Here is a 19,067-nt window from a genome sequence, read left to right as displayed (position 1 = left end):
ATCTGCGCCAGAGCTGCACAAGCCTTTCCCCGTCGCTCCGCTCGCCCCAGGAGAGCCATGATCAAGCCCGACAACCCCAACTCCGAGTTCACCCTCGGGGGTATCAACCACGTTGCACTGGTGTGCTCGGACATGCAGCGCACCGTCGACTTCTACTCCGGCGTGCTCGGCATGCCGCTGATCAAGTCGCTAGATCTACCCGGCGGGATGGGGCAGCACTTCTTCTTCGATGCCGGTAACGGCGATTGCGTGGCCTTCTTCTGGTTCACCGACGCCCCGGACGGCATCCCCGGTGTATCCGCGCCGGTCGCGCTGCCGGGCCTCGGGGAGATCACCAGCGCGGTGACCACCATGAACCACCTCGCCTTCCACGTGCCCGCCGAGAAGTTCGACGAGTACCGGGAGAAGCTGAAGGCCAAGGGCGTGCGCGTCGGGCCGGTGCTCAACCACGACGAGAGCGAATGGCAGGCCTCGCCGACGTTGCATCCGGGTGTGTACGTGCGCTCCTTCTATTTCCAGGACCCGGACGGCATCACACTGGAGTTCGCCTGCTGGATCAAGGAGTTCACCGAGGCCGACACCACCACGGTGCCCAAGACCGCCGCCGACCGGCGGCCGCGCGCAGTGGTCTAGAACTGCCGCTCGTTTTCGCCAGGTCCTGCCCGCCGACCGATTTCCCGGGTCGCTACACTCCTGCCCGCCGAGGGTCGGGGAACGTATTCAGCAAGGCGGTCAGTAGCTCGATCAGCTCGTCGCGGGTCAGCGCGATAGCCCCGGTGAGCCACCCGTGGATGGTCTGGTTGACCCCGCCGACGATGAAGTGCGCGATCGCCTTGATCTCGTCGCTGTCCTCGCGGGCCAGCACGGTCTGCGCGTGCTGGCCGGCCAGCACGGCGAAGAACCCGCCCAGCTCGGCCCGCTTGCGCACCAGAATTGCGTTGGACAACTGCGGATCGAACAGCAGCCTGCCGATCCGCGCGTCATCGCCGATGGTCCGCACCAGGTTGGTGATGCCGGCCCGGTTCTGTTCCGGTGGTGGGACGGCCGCGACCGCCGCCTGGGTGGTGCTGGCGATCTCGCCGATCACCGAGTCGAAAACCGCCGCGACGAACTCGTCCTTGTCGGCGAACGCCTCGTAGAAATGGCGGGTGGCGATACCGGACTGCCGGCAGATGGCCCGCACCGTGAGTTCGTCGTAGGTCTCGCCGAGGAGGTCCAGGCCGGCTTCCAGGAAGCGGCGGCGCCGCTCGGCCAATCGCTGCGGCGCCGCAACGCCGCGGTAGGGCCGGAGCTGCGTCATATCGTCCATCTTGACACCCGTCCGATGGGCGAGGCAATATCAGGAAACATTCGTTCTCACTTTCATCCACAGAGGTGTCAATGACGATCACCGAACGTCCGATCAGCCAGACCGCCGGCGTGCCGACCCGCCGGCCACGCTGGGGCGCCACCGTCGATGACGGGCTCATGGGGGTTGCGCTGCTGGCGGGTCCGGCGAACGTGGTCATGCAACTCGCCCGCCCCGGTGTCGGTTACGGCGTGCAGGAGAGCACGGTCGAGAGCGGTCGCGTGGACCGTCATCCCGTCAAGCGCGCCCGCACCACCTTCACCTACCTGGCCGTCGCGGGCCGGGGCACCGACCAGCAGAAGGCCGCCTTCCGGCGCGCGGTGAACACGGCGCACGCCCAGGTGCGCTCCACCCCGGAGAGCCCCGTGCAATACAACGCCTTCGACAAGGACCTGCAGATGTGGGTGGCTGCCTGCCTCTACAAGGGTTCGGTCGACATCCAGCGGATGTTCGTCGGGGAGATGGACGACGAGACCGCCGACAAGCATTACCTGGACGGGATGACGCTGGGCACCACCCTGCAGGTTCCCCCCGAGATGTGGCCCGCCGACCGCGCCGCCTTCGACAAGTACTGGCAGGAACAGCTGGACAAGGTGCACATCGACGACACCATTCGCGAATATCTGTATCCGATCGCGGTGGGCCGGCTGCGCGGTCTGCGGCTCCCCGGCCGCCTGCAGCGACTGCATGAGGACACCGCTGGGCTGATCACCACCGGCTTCCTGCCCCAGCGGTTCCGTGAGGAGATGCGGTTGCCCTGGGATCTGAAGCGTCAGCGCCGCTTCGACCGGCTGATGAGGGCGCTGCGCGTGGTCAACAACGTGATACCCGGCGCGCTCCGCCAGTTCCCCTTCAATGTGTTACTCAAGGATCTGGACTGGCGCATCCGCACCGGCCGTCCGCTGGTCTGACGTCCACGCCGGGCCCCATTTGCTGAAAATCGCATCAGCCGAGGTCAACCACGCCGGCTGCCCTTAACCGTCCGCGGTCACTGGATTCGTGGCACGCGGTGAGCGCCGTCACGGTCCCGGCCGACCCCGAACGTCTCGACAGGTTAGTTAATGCAATGCTAACTTCGGCGGAGTTAGCCTAGCCATACCAAAGGAGACGGCAGGGGGGCGTGTGCTTCTTTGCGAATGACATATGGACACGGTCAGTGACACGCTCACCTCGAGCGTAGGGGGAACCCGCGTCGATCGCGACGTGGTGAACAGGTTCGCGACCTGTTGTCGATCGCTGGGCCTGTCGGTCAACGACCGGCAGCGGCCCGCGGACCTGGCCGCCGCGCGGTCAGGGTTCACCGAGCTGACCCGGATCGCCCGCGAACAGTGCGACGCCTGGATCGGACTGGCGGCCGCCGGCGCAGGCGAGAACGCCGGCCGCGTCATCACCACCATCTGGCGCACCCTGGGCACCCTCGGCGCGCTCACCCGCGAAATCGACCTGGGCGCCGAGGATCTCGGATTCACCTACGACACAGGACTGTACCTGCAGTTTCGCGCGACCAGCCGCGACGATATCGTGTTGGCCTATGCCGCCACACTGGGCGAGGCCGGTGACTTCGCCGACGCCGATCAGCTTGTCGGGGAACTGATCTCACGCCGTCCCGCCTGGCTGCAGGCGCGCTGGGTCCGGGTGGCCCTCTATCACCGCAGCCGGCGCTGGTCGGATGTGGTGCGCACGCTCACCCCGGTGGTCAACGACCCCAAGCTCGACGAGCACTACGCCCACGCCGCCCGGGTGACGCTGGCCATCGCGCTGGCAAACCTGGGAATGTTCGCCCCCGCGCTGTCGCACCTGGAGAACCCGGAGGGTCCCGTCCCGGTCGCCGCCGTCGACGGTGGTCTGGTGAAGGGGCTGTGCCTGCGGGCGCAGGGCGAGGACGACGAGGCCGCCGACGTGCTGGCTGAGTTGTACGCCGCCAACCCCGAGCATGCCGGGGTGGAAGAGGCATTGTCGGACCAGTCATTCGGGCTGGACACCACCACCGCTGCGCGGATCGAGGCCCGCAGCAATCCGTGGGACCCCGCGACCGAGCCGGGGGAGTCCGACTTCGTGGACCCGGGTGCCAAGGAACGCAAGGCGCACCTGCTCATCGAGGCGGAGGCCGAACTCGCCGAATTCATCGGCCTCGAAGAGGTCAAGTATCAGGTCGCACGCCTTAAAAGTTCGGTGGCCATGTCGATCCGGCGCCAGGAACGCGGGCTGACCGTGGCCCAGCGCACCAACCACCTGGTCTTCGCCGGTCCGCCGGGAACCGGTAAGACCACCATCGCCCGGGTGGTCGCCAAGATCTACTGCGGGCTCGGACTTCTGAAGAAGGAGACGGTCCGCGAAGTGCACCGTGCCGACCTCATCGGCCAGCACATCGGCGAGACCGAGGCCAAGACCAACGCCATCATCGACAGCGCGTTGGACGGCGTGCTGTTCCTCGACGAGGCGTACGCCCTGGTGTCCACCGGCGCCAAGAACGACTTCGGCCTGGTGGCCATCGACACCCTGCTGGCCAGGATGGAGAACGACCGCGACCGGTTGGTCGTCATCGTCGCCGGCTACCGGGCCGACCTGGACCGCTTCCTGGACACCAACGAAGGTCTGCGATCCCGCTTCACCCGCAGCATCGACTTCCCGTCCTACAGCGCACCGGAACTCGTCGAGATGGCGACCCGGATGGCCGAGAAGCGCGACAGCGTCTTCGAACAGGTCGCCCACGACGAGATGGAGGCACTGTTCGCCCATCTGGCCGCCAGCACCACCCCGGATGCCACCGGCACCGCGCGGCGCAGCCTTGATATCGCGGGCAACGGCCGGTTCGTCCGAAACCTTGTCGAGCGTTCCGAAGAGGAGCGCGAATACCGATTGGACCACTCAGATTCCGACGACTTCACCGATGAAGAGTTGATGGCGATCACCGCCGACGACGTGAGCCGCTCGGCCGCCCCGCTGCTGCGTGGGCTCGGGCTTTCGGTGCCGCAGAAATGAGTGAGACGCCAGAGGACCGTCGCGAGTTCACCTCGCGCACACCGGTCAACGAGAACCCCGACCGTGTCGCCTACCGTCGCGGCTTCGTCACCCGTCACCAGGTCTCGGGCTGGCGATTCGTCATGCGCCGCATCGCATCCGGCGTTGCGCTGCACGACACCCGGATGCTCGTCGACCCGCTGCGCACCCAGAACCGCGCGGTGCTCGTGGGCGCCCTGGTATCGGTCACCGTCGTCGCAGGCTGCTTCGTGTTCTCCCTGATCCGCCCCGGCGGAGACGCGGGAAGCTCGACCATCCTGGCCGACCGCGACACCTCCGCACTGTATGTGCGCATCGGTGACGTGGTGCACCCGGCGCTGAACCTCACCTCGGCCCGGCTGATCGCCGGCCAGGCCGACAACCCGACCACGGTGAAGAGCAGCGAGATCGACAAGTTCGCCCGTGGCAACCTCATCGGCATTCCCGGCGCCCCGGAACGAATGGTGCAGAACACCTCTCGTGACGCCAACTGGACGGTGTGCGACGCCGTCACCGGCAGCGCCACCGGCGTCACCGTGATCGCCGGTACCCCGGACGAGCAGGGCGAGCGGGCCACCGCGCTGCCCGATGACCGCGCGGTCCTGGTGCAGAACGTCGGCGGCGTGCACTCCGGCACCTGGCTGCTGTGGAATGGCAAACGCAGCCCCATCGACCTGGGCAACCGGGCCGTCACCGACGCCCTCGGGCTGGGCACCGACATCCCCGCACCGCGCGTGATCGCGCCCGGCCTGTTCAACGCCATCCCGGAGTCCGCTCCGCTGGTCGCCCCGGCGCTGCCCGGCGCGGGTGAGCCACCGCGCTTCGCCCTGCCGGTCCCGGCCCCGGTCGGAGCCGTCGTCGCCGCCTATGAAGCCGACAACACGATCCGTTACTTCGCGGTGCACGCCGACGGCCTGCAGCAGGTGTCGCCGGTGCTGGCCGCGATCCTGCGGAACTCCAATTCCTATGGGCTGCAGCAGCCGCCACGCCTGGGTGCCGACGACGTGGCGAAGCTGCCGGTCGTCGGGGGTATCGACACCAACGCCTACCCCGCCGATGAGGTCACCCTGGTCGAGCCCGGTCCGGCGCCGGTCACCTGCGCCCACTGGTCCAAGCCTGCCGACGCGACCGAGAGCTCGCTGAGCCTGCTCGCCGGTGCCGCGCTGCCGCTGCCCGACGGGTTGCGCACCGTGGACCTGGTCGGCGCCGGCGGCGGATCGACCGCCAACCGGGTTGCGCTCGCCCCCGGTAGCGGTTATTTCGTGCAATCCGTCGGATCCGATGCCGGCGCACCACCCGCCGGATCGGCCTTCTGGGTCAGCGACACCGGCGTCCGGTACGGCGTGGATGCCTCCGGTGACGCCAAAACCGTTACTGCGCTGGGTCTGACGCCGCCGCCCCTGGCAGTGCCGTGGTCGGTGCTCACCCAGTTCGCGGCCGGACCCACTCTTTCCAGGGCGGATGCGCTCGTCGCGCACGATGCCGTGTCGTCCGCGGTCGCGTCCGGCCGCGAGGGAGAAAACTGATGAGTCGCTTGATCTTCGAGGCTCGCCGCCGCCTGCCCGCGCCGGAGGCGCGCAAGGGCACCATCACCATCGAGGCGCCGCCGTCGCTGCCCCGACTGGTGCCGCCGTCGCTGCTGCGCAGGGTGCTGCCGTACTTGATCGTCATCCTGATCGTGGGCATGATCGTGGCGCTGTTCGCGACCGGAATGCGGATGATCTCGCCGACGATGCTGTTCTTCCCGTTCGTGCTGCTGCTCGCCGCGACCGCGCTCTACCGCGGATCCGACAACAAGCTGCGCACCGAGGAGGTCGATGCCGAACGCGCCGACTACCTGCGCTACCTGTCGGTGGTGCGGGACAACGTCCGCGCGCAGGCCGCCGATCAGCGTGCGGCACTGGAGTGGTCGCACCCGGAGCCGGATCTGCTCGCCGCGGTGCCCGGCACCCGCAGGCAGTGGGAGCGCGACCCCCGCGACAGCGATTTCCTGGTGGTGCGGACCGGGCTGACCGATGTGCCGCTGAACACCACGCTGCGGGTCAAGGACGCCGCCGACGAGATCGACCTGGAACCGGTGGCGCACACCACCCTTCGTGGTCTGCTCGATGTGCACCGCACGGTGCGTAACGCACCGACCGGGATCGACCTGGCCAAGGTTTCCCGCATCACCGTGCTGGGTGAGCCCGACGAAGTCCGTGACGCCCTGCGCGCCTGGGTCGCCCAGGCGGTCACCTGGCATGACCCGGCGGTGCTCGGGGTGGCGCTGGCGGCCCCGGACTTGGAGGCATCGGACTGGTCCTGGCTGAAGTGGCTGCCGCACAACGACGTTCCCGGCAAAGCCGACGGTGTCGGCCCGGCCCGGTACCTGGCCACCACCGCCGACGGCCTGCACGGTCTGCTGGCCCCGGTGCTGGACGAGCGTGACGCCTTCACCGGCGCCGCACTGGCCTCGGGCAAGCACCTGCTGGTGCTGCTCGACGATCCCGACGCCGATCCCGACGCCGTCGTCGGCCGCACCGGTGCAGCAGGTGTCACCCTGATCCACCGGTCCGCCAAAGAACCGCACCGCGAACAGTATTCGGACCCGGAGCGGCCCATCCTGAAGATTGCCGACGGCAAGATCGCGCGCTGGCAGACCGGCGGCTGGCAGCCCTACGTCGACACCGCGGACGCATTCTCCGATGCGCAGGCCGAGCACCTGGCGCGCCGGCTGGCACGCTGGGACACCAACCCGGAGCAAGCCCGCACGGCAGCCACCGGTGCGACGACGTTCACCACGCTGTTCGGTATCCCGGACGCCTCCGCACTCGACGTGGCGGCGCTGTGGGCGCCGCGGCACCGCGACGAGGAGCTTCGGGTGCCCATCGGGGTCACCGCGACCGGCGAACCGCTGATCTTCGACCTCAAGGACGAGGCCGAGGGCGGTATGGGCCCGCACGGCCTGATGATCGGTATGACCGGATCGGGCAAGTCCCAGACGCTGATGTCGATCCTGCTCTCGCTGCTCACCACGCATTCCGCGGAACGGCTGATCGTCATCTACGCCGACTTCAAGGGTGAGGCCGGCGCCGATATCTTCCGGCACTTCCCGCAGGTCGTCGCCGTCATCTCGAACATGGCCGAGAAGCGTTCACTGGCAGATCGTTTCGCGGACACCCTGCGCGGCGAAGTGGCGCGGCGTGAGCAACTGCTGAAAGAGGCCGGGCGCCGCGTTCAGGGCAGCGCCTTCAACTCGGTCACCGAGTACGAGGCGGCGATCGCCGCCGGCCACGACCTGGCGCCGATCCCCACGCTGTTCGTGGTGGCCGACGAGTTCACCCTGATGTTGGCCGAGCATCCCGAGTACGCGGAGCTGTTCGACTACGTCGCCCGCAAGGGACGCTCGTTCCGCATCCACATCTTGTTCGCGTCCCAGACGCTGGATGTCGGCCGCATCAAGGACATCGACAAGAACACCTCGTACCGCATCGGCCTCAAGGTGGCCAGCCCGTCGATCAGCCGTCAGATCATCGGCACCGAGGACGCTTTCCAGATCGAGTCGGGCCGCGAGCACAAGGGTGAGGGCTTCTTGGTGCCCGCACCCGGTGCTAACCCGGTCAAGTTCCGCAGCACCTACGTCGACGGCATCTACGACCCGCCGCGCACCGGCCACTCGGTGGTCGTGCATTCGGTGCCAGAACCGCAGCTGTTCACCGCAGGCTGGGTGGAACCGGCGCCGGACACCGTCATCGTCACCGGCGAGATCGAGGACGTCCCGCCGCCGCGCAAGCTGATCGCCACCATCGGCGACCAGCTGGCCAACTACGGCCCGCGCGCACCGCAGCTGTGGCTGCCCCCGCTGGAGGAGGCCATTCCGCTCGTCGACCTGTTGGCGCGCACCGAGATCGGCGAACGCACATGGCGTTGGCCGCTGGGCGAAATCGACAAGCCCTTCGAGATGCGCCGCGACGCGCTGGTGTTCGACGCCGGCACCGCGGCGGGCAACCTACTGATCCACGGCGGACCGAAATCGGGCAAGTCGACTGCGCTGCAGACCTTCATGCTGTCGGCCGCGGCGCTGCACGCGCCCGGCGAGGTCAGCTTCTACTGCCTGGACTACGGCGGCGGCCAGTTGCGCGCAGTCGCCGACCTGGCCCATGTGGGCGCCGTCGCGACGCCGCTGGAACCCGAGCTCATCCGGCGCACCTTCGCCGAGCTGGAGCAGCTGCTGCGCACCCGCCAGGAGACCGGGGCACGCCCGGGCTCGGGCGGTTACGAGGACGGCTACGGCGAGGTCTTCCTGGTGATCGACAACCTGTACGCGTTCAGCCGCGACAACATCGACACCTTCAACACCCGCAACCCGCTGCTGGCCCGGGTCACCGAGCTGGTCAATGCCGGGCTGTCCTATGGCATCCACGTCGTGATCACCACCCCGAACTGGCTCGAAGTGCCGTTGGCCATGCGTGACGGCCTCGGGCTGCGACTTGAGCTCAAGCTCAACGACTCCCACGACAGCAATGTCCGGGTCGTCGGCGCGCTGACCCGCCCGGCCGACAGTGTGCCCGCCGATCAGCCGGGACGCGGCCTGACCATGGCCGCCGAACATTTCCTGTTCGCGGCGCCGGACCTGCGCGATATCGCGGTCATCAACGCCCGCCATCCCGGCGAGCACGCCCCCGCGATCCGGCTGCTGCCCACCCAGCTCACCCCCGCCGCCGTCGGCAGGATCTATGTGGGCCCGGAGCAGGTGGTCATCGGGCAGCGCGAGGAAGACCTGCGCCCGGTGGCGATCGACTTCGCGCGCAACCCACTGATGATGGTGTTCGGCGACAGCAGATCGGGCAAGACCACCCTGCTGCGGCATCTGATCCGCAGCATCCGGGACAACTCGACCGCGGACCAGGTCGCCTTCACGGTCATCGACCGGCGGCTGCACCTGGTCGAGGAGCCGCTGTTCCCCGACAACGAGTACACGCCGAACATCGACCGGATCACCCCGGCGATGCTGGGCCTGTCCGCGCTCATCAAGCACCGCCGCCCGCCGGCCGGCCTGTCCTCGGAGGACCTGCGCCGCTGGAGTTTCGAAGGGCAGACCCACTATCTGATCATCGACGATGTCGATCAGATCCCGGACGGTCCCGCGGTGAGCGGTCCGTACGCGGGCCAGCGGCCGTGGAGCCCGTTGCTGGGGCTGCTGGCCGAGGCCGGCGACCTCGGTCTGCGGGTCATCGTCACCGCCAGGGCCAGTGGATCGGCGCACGCGGTGATGACCGCGCCATTGTTGCGCCGCCTCAACGATCTACAGGCGACTACCGTGATGTTGTCGGGCAGTCCCGCCGACGGTGGCAAACTGCGGGGCATGCGCTTCAGCAGGCTGCCGGCGGGCCGGGCGATGCTGCTCGGCGACAGCGAAGAGGCGACCTATGTGCAACTGGTGAACCCCCTCGTGCCCGAGGAAGTTTCGCCTGCCGGTACGAACGGAAAGGAATACAGCTGATGACTCTGCGCGTGGTTCCCGAAGGATTGGCCGCCGCCGGTTCGGCGGTCGAAGCGCTGACCGCGCGGCTTGCCGCCGCGCACGCCGCGGCGGCACCGGTGGTGAACGTGGTGGTGCCGCCGGCAGCCGACCCGGTGTCGTTGCAGACGGCCGCCGGGTTCAGTGCCGCCGGTAACGAGCACAGCGCGGTCGCCGCGCTGGCCGTGGAGGAGCTGGGCCGCGCCGGGATGGGTGTCGCGCAGTCCGGCACCAGCTACGCCACCGGCGACGCGCTGGCCGCGTCGACCTACCTGATCGCGCGCGGCGGCTGAGATGACCGCTCCCGTCTGGATGGCACTGCCGCCCGAGGTTCATTCGGCGCTGCTCAGCAGCGGTCCGGGTCCCGGGTCGCTGCTTGCCGCCGCGGGAGCCTGGCAGTCACTGAGCGCCGAATATGCCGCCGCGGCAGCCGAACTGGTCTCCACGCTGGGTGGTGTGGCGGCCGGCGCGTGGGAGGGGCCGAGTTCCGAGCAGTACGTTGCCGCCCACCAGCCATACCTGATCTGGCTGGCGCAGGCCGGCGCGAAGAGCGCGGTCGCCGCGGCCCAACACGAGACCGCCGCAGCCGCTTACACCACCGCGTTGGCGACCATGCCCACACTGGCCGAGCTGGCCGCCAACCATGCCCTGCACGGCACGCTGCTGGCCACGAACTTCTTCGGTATCAACACCATCCCGATCGCGGTCACCGAAGCCGACTACGTCCGGATGTGGATCCAGGCCGCCACCACCATGACCACCTATCAGGCGGTGTCCGCGGCCACCGTCGCGGCGACGCCGGTGCTGGAACCGGCGCCGATGCTGCTGGCTCCCGGTGTCGGTGAGGCGGGTAGCGCCGGCGCGACCTCCACCCAGATGATCGCGCAGGCCCAGGCCATCAATTCGGCTGCGGCACTGAATGACTCGAACTTCATCCTGCAGTTCCTGGAGCAGTACCTCAAGAACGTGCCGGGTGGTCAGCTGATCATCGAGTTCATCCAGAACCCGATCGGCAACCTGCAGGCGCTGCTCACCGACTTCCTCACCAACCCCGCTGCGGCACTGACGACCTGGGGTCCGTTCCTGTTCGCGGTCGCCTATCAGGTGTTCTTCAACCTGGTCGGCTGGCCCACCTGGGGAATGATCTTCGCGGCGCCGTTCCTATTGCCTGCGCTGGCTACCCTCGGCATCGTCGGCCTCATCCTGATCATCGACAAGTTGCTGCCGAAGTTCACCGATCTGCCGATGCTGGATCTCGGTGAGCCTCCGGCCGCCGCGCAGCGCGAACCCACGCTGCCGGTGGCAAGCGTCGCGCCGGCCGGTACCCCGGCCCCGTCCGCTGCTCCCGCAGGCACCCCCGCCTCGGCGCCGGCGAGCGCGCCCGCGGCGGCACCGGCGGCCGCCACTCCGGCGCTGGCCGCCTACGCGGTCTACGGCGGGCACCCGGGCGGCGGTTTCAGCCCGACCGTGCGCGACACCACGTCGGCCAAGGCACCCGCCTCGGGTTCGTCGGCGGCAGTCGCCTCGGCCGCGGCACTGTCGGCGGCCGAGCGCCGGAAACGTCGGCGCAAGAAGGGCGGCGAGATCAAGGACCGCGCCTACGCCGACGAATACATGGACTACGACGAGGATCCCGCGCCGCGCGGACCGCGCCCCGAGCCCCGCGTGACGGCCTCCGAACACGGTGCCGGACCGATGGGCTTCACCGGTGCGGTCCCCGGCGAGGACACCACGGCGACCGGTGTGACCGAGTTGACCGGCGACTCGTTCGGCAACGGGCCGACCAATCCCATGCTGCCGGGCTCCTGGAGTCCCGACGATCCGTCGGCACCGGGAGGGGGACAGCACAGCTGAGCGCACCCCGGACACCCCAGATCGCCCACAGATACCCCCGAAAGGAAACGCCATGAGCATGCTCGACGCGCACATCCCCCAACTGGTCGCCTCCGAATCGGCGTTCGGCGCCAAGGCCGCGCTGATGCGCAGCACCATCGCCCAGGCCGAGCAGGCCGCCCAGGCCTCGCAGGCCTTCCACATGGGCGAGTCCTCGGCCGCCTTCCAGGCCGCGCACGCCCGGTTCATCGAGGTCTCGGCCCGGGTGAACGCCCTGCTCGACATCGCCCAGGTCAACCTGGCCGACGCCGCGGGCACCTACGTCGCGCAGGACGCGGCGGCCGCCAGCACCTACACCTCGATCTGACAACGCAAGCCGACCAGGAGAATCCACATGTCGCAGATCATGTACAACTACCCGGCCATGCTCGCGCTGTCAGCCGAGATGAACGGTTTCGCAGGCGCTCTGAACGCCGTCGGCGCGGATATCGCCGCCGAGCAGGCCGCGCTGTCGGGCGCCTGGCAGGGCGACACCGGTATGACCTACCAGGCCTGGCAGGCCCAGTGGAACGCCAGCATGACCGAGCTGGTGCGTGCGTACCAGGCGATGGCGAGCACCCATGAGACCAACACCATGTCGATGAATGCCCGGGACCGGGCAGAAGGCGCCAAATGGGGATAGATGGCTGCTAATGCGGTCGAGCTGACCGTCGAGCAGGCCTGGTTCATTGCAGAAGAGGTCGGCTCCGGCTCGTTCCCGTGGGTGCTGGCGATCACGCCGCCCTACAGCGAGCCGGCAGCCGCCGGACAGTTCGCGGCCGATCGGGTTGCCGAGCTGACCGAGCTGGGAGTGATGTCCGGCAGCGGAGTCATCAATCCCGCTGTCGTCCAGTGGATTCAGCAGACCTGCCGGGCGCGGCAGTGGCTCGAGTTACGGATCGTGGGAGCGCACGGCGACATGCTGCGCGGTCTCGTTGCGCGACACGACGAGACCTCGGTGGTCGCGCTGCGCAGCGGCGGTCTGGTGACCTTCACCGCGATGGAACTGCTGCACCCGAACGACCTGGTGCCGGTGCTGGTGGCCGGCCTGGCCGGACGGCGCGCTGCGTCCTTCGATGATTTCACCGTACCCGTCCGGGCCGGGGCCCGCGCCGACGAGAAGCTGCGAGCCGGCTCCAACCTGGCCGAAGTGCTTGAATACCTGGGCATTCCGACGTCCGCACGGCCGGTGGTGGAGGCAGTGTTCACCGGCAGGCGGAGCTACGTGGAGATCGTCGCAGGCGAACACCGAGACGGTCACCGGGTCAGTACCGAGGTCGGCGTGAGCGTCGTCGACTCCGAGGCCGGCCGCATCCTGGTGAGCCCCTCGAAAGCCTTTGACGGTGAATGGGTGTCCACGTTCGCACCCGGAACCGCGGTGGCCATCGCCGCCGCGGTCGACAGACTGATCGCAACACTGCCGCACGGATCGTGGTTTCCCGGCGCGCTTCAGAACCGAGATTTCGACCAGAGAACGGAAGACCGATGCCCGACAACACTGTGATGCCGATCGTGCGGGTGGCCGTGCTGGCCGCCGGGGACGGCGCCGACGGCGCCGGGCGGCTCACCGAGATGGCGCTGCCTGCCGAACTGCCGCTGCGCGAGATCATCCCGGCCGTGCAGCGCACCGTGCTGCCGTCGACAGACGCCCCCGAGGGCGCTCCGGCACGGCTGAGCCTGGCACCCATCGGCGGTGCCCCGTTCAGCCTGGACGCGACGCTGGACACCGTCGGTGTCGTCGACGGCGATCTGCTGGCGCTGCAGGCCATCCCGAACGGACCTGCCGCACCGCGCATCATCGAGGACATCGCCGATGCCGCCGTCATCTTCTCCGCCGCACGCGAACGGCCATGGGGTCCGGCGCAGATCCAGCGTGCGGCCGCGGTCGCCGTCATCGCGCTGATCCTGCTGGGCACCGCCCTCGCGACGGCCGCCCGGGTCGTCAGCGGGCACTCGGCCGGACTGTTCACCGTCGCCGGTATCGCCGCCGTCACCGTGATCGCGTCGTTCGCCACCCGAGCCCGGTTCCCGGGCCTGGGTACCGCGCTCGGGCTCACCGCGCTGGCCCCCGTCGCCGCAGCCTTCGCGCTCGCCGTCCCCGGCGATTTCGGTGCCGCGCAGGTGCTCTTGGCCGCCGCCGGTGTGGCCGCCTGGTCGGTGATCAGCATCGTCGTCTTCGAACGCGCCATCGCCACGTTCACCGCGTCGACGGTGCTCGGGCTCGGCGTGCTGCTGTTCGCGGTGCTGGCCACCATCTGGGACATGACCGACATCCGCACCGGGTCCGGTCTCATCGTCTTCGCGCTGTTGGTGACCGTGCAGGCCGCCCGCCTGTCCGCACTGTGGGCGCGGTTGCCCGTGCCGACCATTCCCGCCCCCGGCGATCCGACCCCGTCGGCGCAGCCACTGCGCGTGTTGGAGGATCTGCCGCGCCGCATCCGCGTCACCGACGCGCACCAGACCGGATTCCTGGCCGCCGGTGTCCTGCTGTCGGTGGTCGGCTCGCTGATCCTCGTCGGCTCGGCGGGCGCGTCGCCGTGGGCCTGGGTGCTGGTGATCGCGGCGGCGCTGGGCACCACTCTGCGTGCCCGGGTGTGGGATTCGACGCCGTGCAAGGCCTGGCTGCTGAGCCAGTCCTTCCTGCTGCCCGCCGCGCTGCTGGTGACCTTCGCCCTGACCGAGCGGTACGCGGCGGCCTGGTGGGCGCTGGCTGCCCTGGTGGCCGTGACCGTCGTCTGGATCGTGGTCGCGCTGAACCCGCGGATCGCCTCCCCGGACACCTACTCGCTGCCCGCTCGCCGGCTGTTCGGCTTCGCCAGTTCCGCCGTCGACGCCTCCGTCATTCCGGTGGCCGCCTACCTGGTCGGTCTGTTCGAATGGGTTCTGAACAGGTGACAGCACAGCTACTGCGTCGCGGAACCGCCGTGCTGGCAGCGGTTCTCGCGGTCGCAGCGGTCGGCTGCCCGGCCGCGGGCGCGATCACCCCGCCCGAGGTGGATGCCGACACCGCACCCCCGTCGGGTGCCGCCGGGCCCGTGCAGACCATGGCGCAACGCGGCACCTGCACGGTGACCGGGGTGATCCCGGGCACCGATCCCGGTGTCGTCAGTCCGAATCAGCTGACGCTGGACCTCGCCGAAGCATGGCGCCACAGCCGCGGTGACGGCCAGACGGTCGCGGTGATCGACACCGGTGTACAACCGGGACCCCGGCTGCCCAATGTCGAACCCGGCGGTGACTTCGTCGCCGGCACCGACGGACTGACCGACTGCGACGGACACGGCACGATGGTCGCCGGACTCATCGCCGGCCAGCCGGGTGCGGACGGTTTCTCCGGTGTCGCGCCGGGCGCGCAGCTGTTGTCCATCCGGCAGACCTCGGCTCGATATTCCCCGGCGGGCTCGCCGAACCAGCCGGGCCAGGACCCGGTGATCGTGGAGGCCAGCAACGACATCGCGACGCTGGCGCGCGCCGTGGTACGCGCCGCGGACCTGGGCGCCCGCATCATCAACATCTCGTCGGTGGCGTGTGTCCCGGCGAACACTTCCCTCGATCAGAGCGCGCTCGGTGCGGCGCTGCGCTACGCGGCCGTCGAGAAGGACGTGGTGATCATCGCGGCGGCCGGTAACACCGGCGGCGGTATCGCCGGCGGAAGCGCCTGTGCGGCCAACCCGTTGACCGACCCGGCCCGGCCGGACGATCCGCGCAACTGGGCGGGGGTGACCTCGGTATCGACGCCTTCGTGGTGGCAGCCCTACGTGCTGTCGGTGGGGGCGCTGAACCCGGCGGGCCAGCCCGCGCCGTTCAGCATGTCCGGTCCCTGGCTCGGCCTGGCCGCGCCGGGAGAGAACATCACCTCGGTGAGCAACACCCCCGACGGCGGGCTGGCCAACGGGCAGCCCAACGAGAAAGGCGAGTTGGCGCCGGTCAGCGGCACCAGCTATGCCGCCGCCTACGTGTCCGGCGTTGCGGCCCTGGTCCGCAGCCGTTTTCCCGAACTGAGCGCCGAACAGGTGGTGCGCAGGCTCACCAGTACCGCGCGCGGCGCGGACCGCTCGCCGTCGTCACTGGTGGGTGCGGGCACTGTCGACCCGGTGGCCGCCCTGACCTGGGATGTGCCCGGTCCGGGTAGCCCCGCCGAGACGACCAGACCCGTTGCGGCACCGCCGGAACCGGTACAACAGGACTCCACACCGCGGACCGTCGCGTATATCGGCACCGGTGTGCTCGCACTGGCTGCCCTCGTGACCGCCGCGATCGCCGCACACCGACGGAAGGACAAAGCCGCATGACGGCCCGACTCGCCCTGGCGCTGCTGTTCATCGTGCCCGCCGCACTGGCATACCCGTACGAGACGGTGACCCAGCGCTGGATCCTCGGCGTCGCGGTGGCAGTGGTGATCTTGCTGTTCGCCTGGTGGAAAGGTGATTTCGCGACCGCCAAGCTGGCGCGACGATGGACGATCTGGCGGGGCAACCACTCCGAGGCCGGTGTCGCCGAGGCGGGCGACACCGCCACGGTGCTGCTGCGTATCGACGAACCGGCATCCGATGAGCTTCCGGTGGCACTGATCGCCGGCTACACCGACCGGTACGGACTGCGCTGCGACAAGGTCCGGATCACCAGCCGCGACCTGGCCGGTGAACGGCAGACCTGGATCACCCTGACGCTGGACGCCGCCGAGAACCTGCGGTCGCTGCAGGCCCGGTCACCGCGGATCCCGTTGCACGACACCGCCGACGTGCTCGGACGGCGACTGGCCGACCACCTGCGCGAGAACGGCTGGGCGGTGACGGCCATCGACGAAGGGAACCGTCCCGCACCGCTGTCCGGCGAGGCCAAGGAGACCTGGCGGGCCATCACCGACGGCTCCGGATTCCTGACGGCCTACCGCATCCCGACGGCCGCATTGCCGGAGACGCTGGCCGCGGTATGGGCGCATCCGTCGGAGGAGACCTGGACCGCAGTGGAATTCGGTCCCGGCACGGTGGCTTCGGTATGCGCGGTGCGTACCGCCGAACGCCCCGCATCAGCGGCGCCGATCTCCGGGCTGGCCACGCTGGGCGGCCGTCAGCGCACGGTGCTCGACGCGCTGGACCCGCTGTCGTCGCGGCGTGTCGGCGACCATCAGCCCGCCGGCCCCGCGCTGGCCGAGGAACTCCGCTGGCCGACGGGCGTGGGCGTCAGAACATGAACGGCCGCAGGAACCTCGTCATCCGGCGCAGGTAGTCCGGCTGGCTGACATGCAGGATGTGGTTACCCGGGAACCAGTGGAATGCGCACCGATCCCAGTGCCGCCACAGGATTTCGGCCTGCTGCGGCGGCGCCAGCTTGTCGCCGAGTCCGGCGATGATCAGCCGACGGTCCTTGGGCACCAGGGGTGGGTAGGTCAGCGGTGAGTGGAACAGCGTCGCCGCGTCGGCTTTCGCCTTGTCCACGCCCGTCAGCCGGTTCCCCAACCGCACCAGCATGTTGGCGGGGAACCAGTCGTCGAACGCCGCCTCGGGTGTCACCACCGGCACGTTCGGGATGACGGCCTGGATCCGGTCGTCGACCCCGGCGATCAGCGCGGAGGTGTAGCCGCCCAGTGACATCCCGGTGAGCGCGATGCGATCCACGCCGGTGGACTCCAGATAGTCGACCACCGAACGGAAGTCGTGCACCGCCTGGGCCATCGCCTCGGCGAACCCGGCCATCCCGTCGGCGAAATAGCCGTACCCGCTGTAGGGCGAGTTCGCCTCGGCACGCCTGCCGTGGAACGGCAGCGTGTAGAGCAGCACGTCGTACCCGGATTTGAAGAACCACGGCAACGAGAAGAACAGCCCGTTGAACAGGTAGGCCGACCCCATGAAGCCGTGGATCAGGCACAGCGTCGGGCGCGGCCCGTCGCCGTGCACCCAGTGCTGGGCGTGCACGACGTTGTTGCGGGCATAGGAGCCGCGTTGCTCGCGCAGTGCGGGATTGACGGCTTGAAAACTGCTGGCGAACTCGATGTTGTTCACCGACCCGTGCGCGATCCAGGACGCCAGCTGGTTGGCAGGCCGCGTCGAGACCCGCGGCAGAGCCGTCGGTGCGGGGAACGACAGCAGCGGATCCTTCTGTGCGGCAAGGTCGATGTAGAAATCGAGTGCGGCGTCCTCATCGTGGACCCGGTTCGGGTGCAGGGCGGCACCGGCCAGGCGCGGCAGCATCGCTGCACCCACGATGCTGGCGACGGCGGTGCGCAGGCCGAGATCGGCGACGGCCGAAGCATCCACGACCATCCGCTGCTGGAGGGTGAGGTCGCTGCGCCGCGGCAGTCCGCGCGCGGTGGCGTCGGCACCGGGAACGTCGGGCACCGGGATGGGTGGATCAACGGGTGCGGTATCGAGCGGTGGCGCGTCGGTCACGTCGCTGGCCTTTCTCGCTGCGGCCCGCCGATGGTAGCCCGGCCCGGATGAAGGTGTCAGTCAGTCGGGTATCTGTAAAGCGAACAGTTCGGCTGCATTGCGATGGAACACCCCGCGCAGCCAGTCGTCGTCGATCCCGGGCAGTGCGGTGAGCACCGACATCGCGTGGGTGTAGCGGTACGGGATGTTCGGGAAATCGCTGCCGAACAGGATGCGCTCGCCCAGATCGCGCAGCCGCGGGTACGCGCCGGGTGGGAAGGGCATCGTCTCCTCGGCGAACGCGGTGAAGGCCATCGTGGTGTCCAGATGCACGCCGGCATGGCGCTCGCAGATGTCCAGGAACGGCTCGTATTCCGGCATACCCATGTGCGCGACGATCAGCCGGAGCCGCGGATGACGGGTCAGCACGGCCTCGATCGGCTCCGGACCGGTGAACGTGCCGGGGGCGGGACCCGAGCCGCAGTGGATGACGACGGGTGTCCCGGCGTCGGCCAGCACGCCCCACACGTCCTCGAGCAGGGGATCGGTCGGGTCATACCCACCGACCTGGACATGGGCCTTGAAGACCCGGGCACCGCCCTCGATGGCCGCGGTGACGTACCGGGCCGCGCCGGGTTCGGGAAAGAAGGTGGCGGTGGACAGGCAGTCCGGTGTGTCGGCGGCGAACTGCGCCGCCCACTGGTTGAGCCAGGCCGCCATCTGCGGTTTGTGCGGGTACACCAGCGAGGTGAAGGCCTGCACGCCGAACGCGCGCAGGGTGTGCAGCCGATCGTTCTCATCGGCGCGATAGGTGATCGGCCATTCCCGCCCCACCAGGGGCCCGGCGCTGTCGAAATACAGCCAGACCTTGTCCATCACGTTCTTCGGCATGAAGTGGGTGTGTACGTCGATGATTCCGGGCAGCCCGAGAGACTCCCAGATGCGCCGAACCGTTGTTGCCTCATCCATCACCGTCGAT

At 69.1% G+C, this 19,067-nt stretch carries 16 protein-coding genes; 13 read left to right on the top strand and 3 right to left on the bottom strand.

Features of this window, described 5'->3' with window-relative positions; genetic code table 11:
* Positions 1 to 57: 57 nt before the first annotated feature.
* Positions 58 to 633, top strand: a complete 576-nt coding sequence (locus tag ASE48_RS28075) for a VOC family protein (RefSeq protein WP_057170432.1) — start codon at positions 58 to 60, stop codon at positions 631 to 633.
* Between the two features lie 52 nt (positions 634 to 685).
* On the opposite strand, the gene ASE48_RS28070 is transcribed toward ASE48_RS28075, so the two are convergent.
* A complete protein-coding gene (locus ASE48_RS28070; RefSeq protein WP_082614511.1) occupies positions 686 to 1,300 on the bottom strand; it encodes a TetR/AcrR family transcriptional regulator in 615 nt (204 codons plus the stop codon).
* 80 nt (positions 1,301 to 1,380) lie between these two features.
* On the opposite strand from ASE48_RS28070, the gene ASE48_RS28065 reads away from it, so the two are divergent.
* From ASE48_RS28065 to eccE, 12 genes are all read left to right on the top strand, one after another.
* Positions 1,381 to 2,259, top strand: coding sequence for an oxygenase MpaB family protein (locus ASE48_RS28065; protein ID WP_057170430.1), 879 nt, complete (start codon positions 1,381 to 1,383; stop codon positions 2,257 to 2,259).
* A gap of 232 nt (positions 2,260 to 2,491) precedes the next feature.
* Positions 2,492 to 4,330 carry a type VII secretion AAA-ATPase EccA gene (gene eccA, locus ASE48_RS28060; protein WP_057170429.1) on the top strand — a complete coding sequence of 613 codons (1,839 nt, stop codon included), beginning with the start codon at positions 2,492 to 2,494 and terminating at the stop codon, positions 4,328 to 4,330.
* Positions 4,327 to 5,874, top strand: a complete 1,548-nt coding sequence (gene eccB / locus ASE48_RS28055) for a type VII secretion protein EccB (RefSeq protein ID WP_057170428.1) — start codon at positions 4,327 to 4,329, stop codon at positions 5,872 to 5,874. The genes eccA and eccB overlap by 4 nt, the downstream gene beginning before the upstream one ends.
* Positions 5,874 to 9,830 (top strand): type VII secretion protein EccCa, encoded by a 3,957-nt coding sequence (gene eccCa, locus ASE48_RS28050; protein WP_057170427.1) that lies wholly within the window; start codon positions 5,874 to 5,876, stop codon positions 9,828 to 9,830. Before eccB ends, eccCa begins: the two co-directional genes overlap by 1 nt.
* Positions 9,830 to 10,141 carry a PE family protein gene (locus tag ASE48_RS28045; protein WP_057170426.1) on the top strand — a complete coding sequence of 104 codons (312 nt, stop codon included), beginning with the start codon at positions 9,830 to 9,832 and terminating at the stop codon, positions 10,139 to 10,141. The genes eccCa and ASE48_RS28045 overlap by 1 nt, the downstream gene beginning before the upstream one ends.
* 1 nt (position 10,142) lies before the next feature.
* Complete coding sequence (locus tag ASE48_RS28040; protein WP_057170425.1) at positions 10,143 to 11,702, top strand: PPE family protein; 1,560 nt, start codon at positions 10,143 to 10,145, stop codon at positions 11,700 to 11,702.
* 52 nt (positions 11,703 to 11,754) lie between these two features.
* Entirely contained in the window at positions 11,755 to 12,048 is a 294-nt protein-coding gene (locus ASE48_RS28035) for a hypothetical protein (protein ID WP_057170424.1), read from the top strand.
* A gap of 27 nt (positions 12,049 to 12,075) precedes the next feature.
* Positions 12,076 to 12,363 (top strand): WXG100 family type VII secretion target, encoded by a 288-nt coding sequence (locus tag ASE48_RS28030; RefSeq protein WP_057170423.1) that lies wholly within the window; start codon positions 12,076 to 12,078, stop codon positions 12,361 to 12,363.
* Positions 12,364 to 13,224 carry an ESX secretion-associated protein EspG gene (locus tag ASE48_RS28025; RefSeq protein ID WP_057170422.1) on the top strand — a complete coding sequence of 287 codons (861 nt, stop codon included), beginning with the start codon at positions 12,364 to 12,366 and terminating at the stop codon, positions 13,222 to 13,224. It begins immediately after the preceding gene.
* On the top strand, positions 13,206 to 14,615 hold the full coding sequence (eccD, locus tag ASE48_RS28020) for a type VII secretion integral membrane protein EccD (RefSeq protein ID WP_057170421.1): 1,410 nt from the start codon (positions 13,206 to 13,208) through the stop codon (positions 14,613 to 14,615). Before ASE48_RS28025 ends, eccD begins: the two co-directional genes overlap by 19 nt.
* Positions 14,612 to 16,012, top strand: coding sequence for a type VII secretion-associated serine protease mycosin (gene mycP / locus ASE48_RS28015; protein WP_442928772.1), 1,401 nt, complete (start codon positions 14,612 to 14,614; stop codon positions 16,010 to 16,012). Before eccD ends, mycP begins: the two co-directional genes overlap by 4 nt.
* Complete coding sequence (gene eccE / locus ASE48_RS28010) at positions 16,009 to 16,914, top strand: type VII secretion protein EccE (protein ID WP_057170419.1); 906 nt, start codon at positions 16,009 to 16,011, stop codon at positions 16,912 to 16,914. The genes mycP and eccE overlap by 4 nt, the downstream gene beginning before the upstream one ends.
* On the opposite strand, the gene ASE48_RS28005 is transcribed toward eccE, so the two are convergent.
* Positions 16,904 to 18,109, bottom strand: coding sequence for an alpha/beta hydrolase family protein (locus tag ASE48_RS28005; protein ID WP_057170418.1), 1,206 nt, complete (start codon positions 18,107 to 18,109; stop codon positions 16,904 to 16,906). The two genes, eccE and ASE48_RS28005, sit on opposite strands and share 11 nt — an antisense overlap.
* A 60-nt stretch (positions 18,110 to 18,169) precedes the next feature.
* On the bottom strand, positions 18,170 to 19,057 hold the full coding sequence (locus ASE48_RS28000) for an amidohydrolase family protein (protein ID WP_057170417.1): 888 nt from the start codon (positions 19,055 to 19,057) through the stop codon (positions 18,170 to 18,172).
* Positions 19,058 to 19,067: the final 10 nt, after the last annotated feature.

The organism is Mycobacterium sp. Root265 (assembly GCF_001428895.1).
Lineage (GTDB): Bacteria > Actinomycetota > Actinomycetes > Mycobacteriales > Mycobacteriaceae > Mycobacterium.
The sequence above is the reverse complement of the archived record's forward strand: the minus strand, read 5'-3'. Positions and strand labels throughout refer to the sequence as shown.

Coding starts and splice junctions, on each gene's coding strand:
- ASE48_RS28075 (WP_057170432.1), top strand. CDS start 58: ATGATCAAGCCCGACAACCCCAACTCCGAGTTCACCCTCGGGGGTATC.
- ASE48_RS28070 (WP_082614511.1), bottom strand. CDS start 1,300: ATGACGCAGCTCCGGCCCTACCGCGGCGTTGCGGCGCCGCAGCGATTG.
- ASE48_RS28065 (WP_057170430.1), top strand. CDS start 1,381: ATGACGATCACCGAACGTCCGATCAGCCAGACCGCCGGCGTGCCGACC.
- eccA (WP_057170429.1), top strand. CDS start 2,492: ATGGACACGGTCAGTGACACGCTCACCTCGAGCGTAGGGGGAACCCGC.
- eccB (WP_057170428.1), top strand. CDS start 4,327: ATGAGTGAGACGCCAGAGGACCGTCGCGAGTTCACCTCGCGCACACCG.
- eccCa (WP_057170427.1), top strand. CDS start 5,874: ATGAGTCGCTTGATCTTCGAGGCTCGCCGCCGCCTGCCCGCGCCGGAG.
- ASE48_RS28045 (WP_057170426.1), top strand. CDS start 9,830: ATGACTCTGCGCGTGGTTCCCGAAGGATTGGCCGCCGCCGGTTCGGCG.
- ASE48_RS28040 (WP_057170425.1), top strand. CDS start 10,143: ATGACCGCTCCCGTCTGGATGGCACTGCCGCCCGAGGTTCATTCGGCG.
- ASE48_RS28035 (WP_057170424.1), top strand. CDS start 11,755: ATGAGCATGCTCGACGCGCACATCCCCCAACTGGTCGCCTCCGAATCG.
- ASE48_RS28030 (WP_057170423.1), top strand. CDS start 12,076: ATGTCGCAGATCATGTACAACTACCCGGCCATGCTCGCGCTGTCAGCC.
- ASE48_RS28025 (WP_057170422.1), top strand. CDS start 12,364: ATGGCTGCTAATGCGGTCGAGCTGACCGTCGAGCAGGCCTGGTTCATT.
- eccD (WP_057170421.1), top strand. CDS start 13,206: ATGCCCGACAACACTGTGATGCCGATCGTGCGGGTGGCCGTGCTGGCC.
- eccE (WP_057170419.1), top strand. CDS start 16,009: ATGACGGCCCGACTCGCCCTGGCGCTGCTGTTCATCGTGCCCGCCGCA.
- ASE48_RS28000 (WP_057170417.1), bottom strand. CDS start 19,057: ATGGATGAGGCAACAACGGTTCGGCGCATCTGGGAGTCTCTCGGGCTG.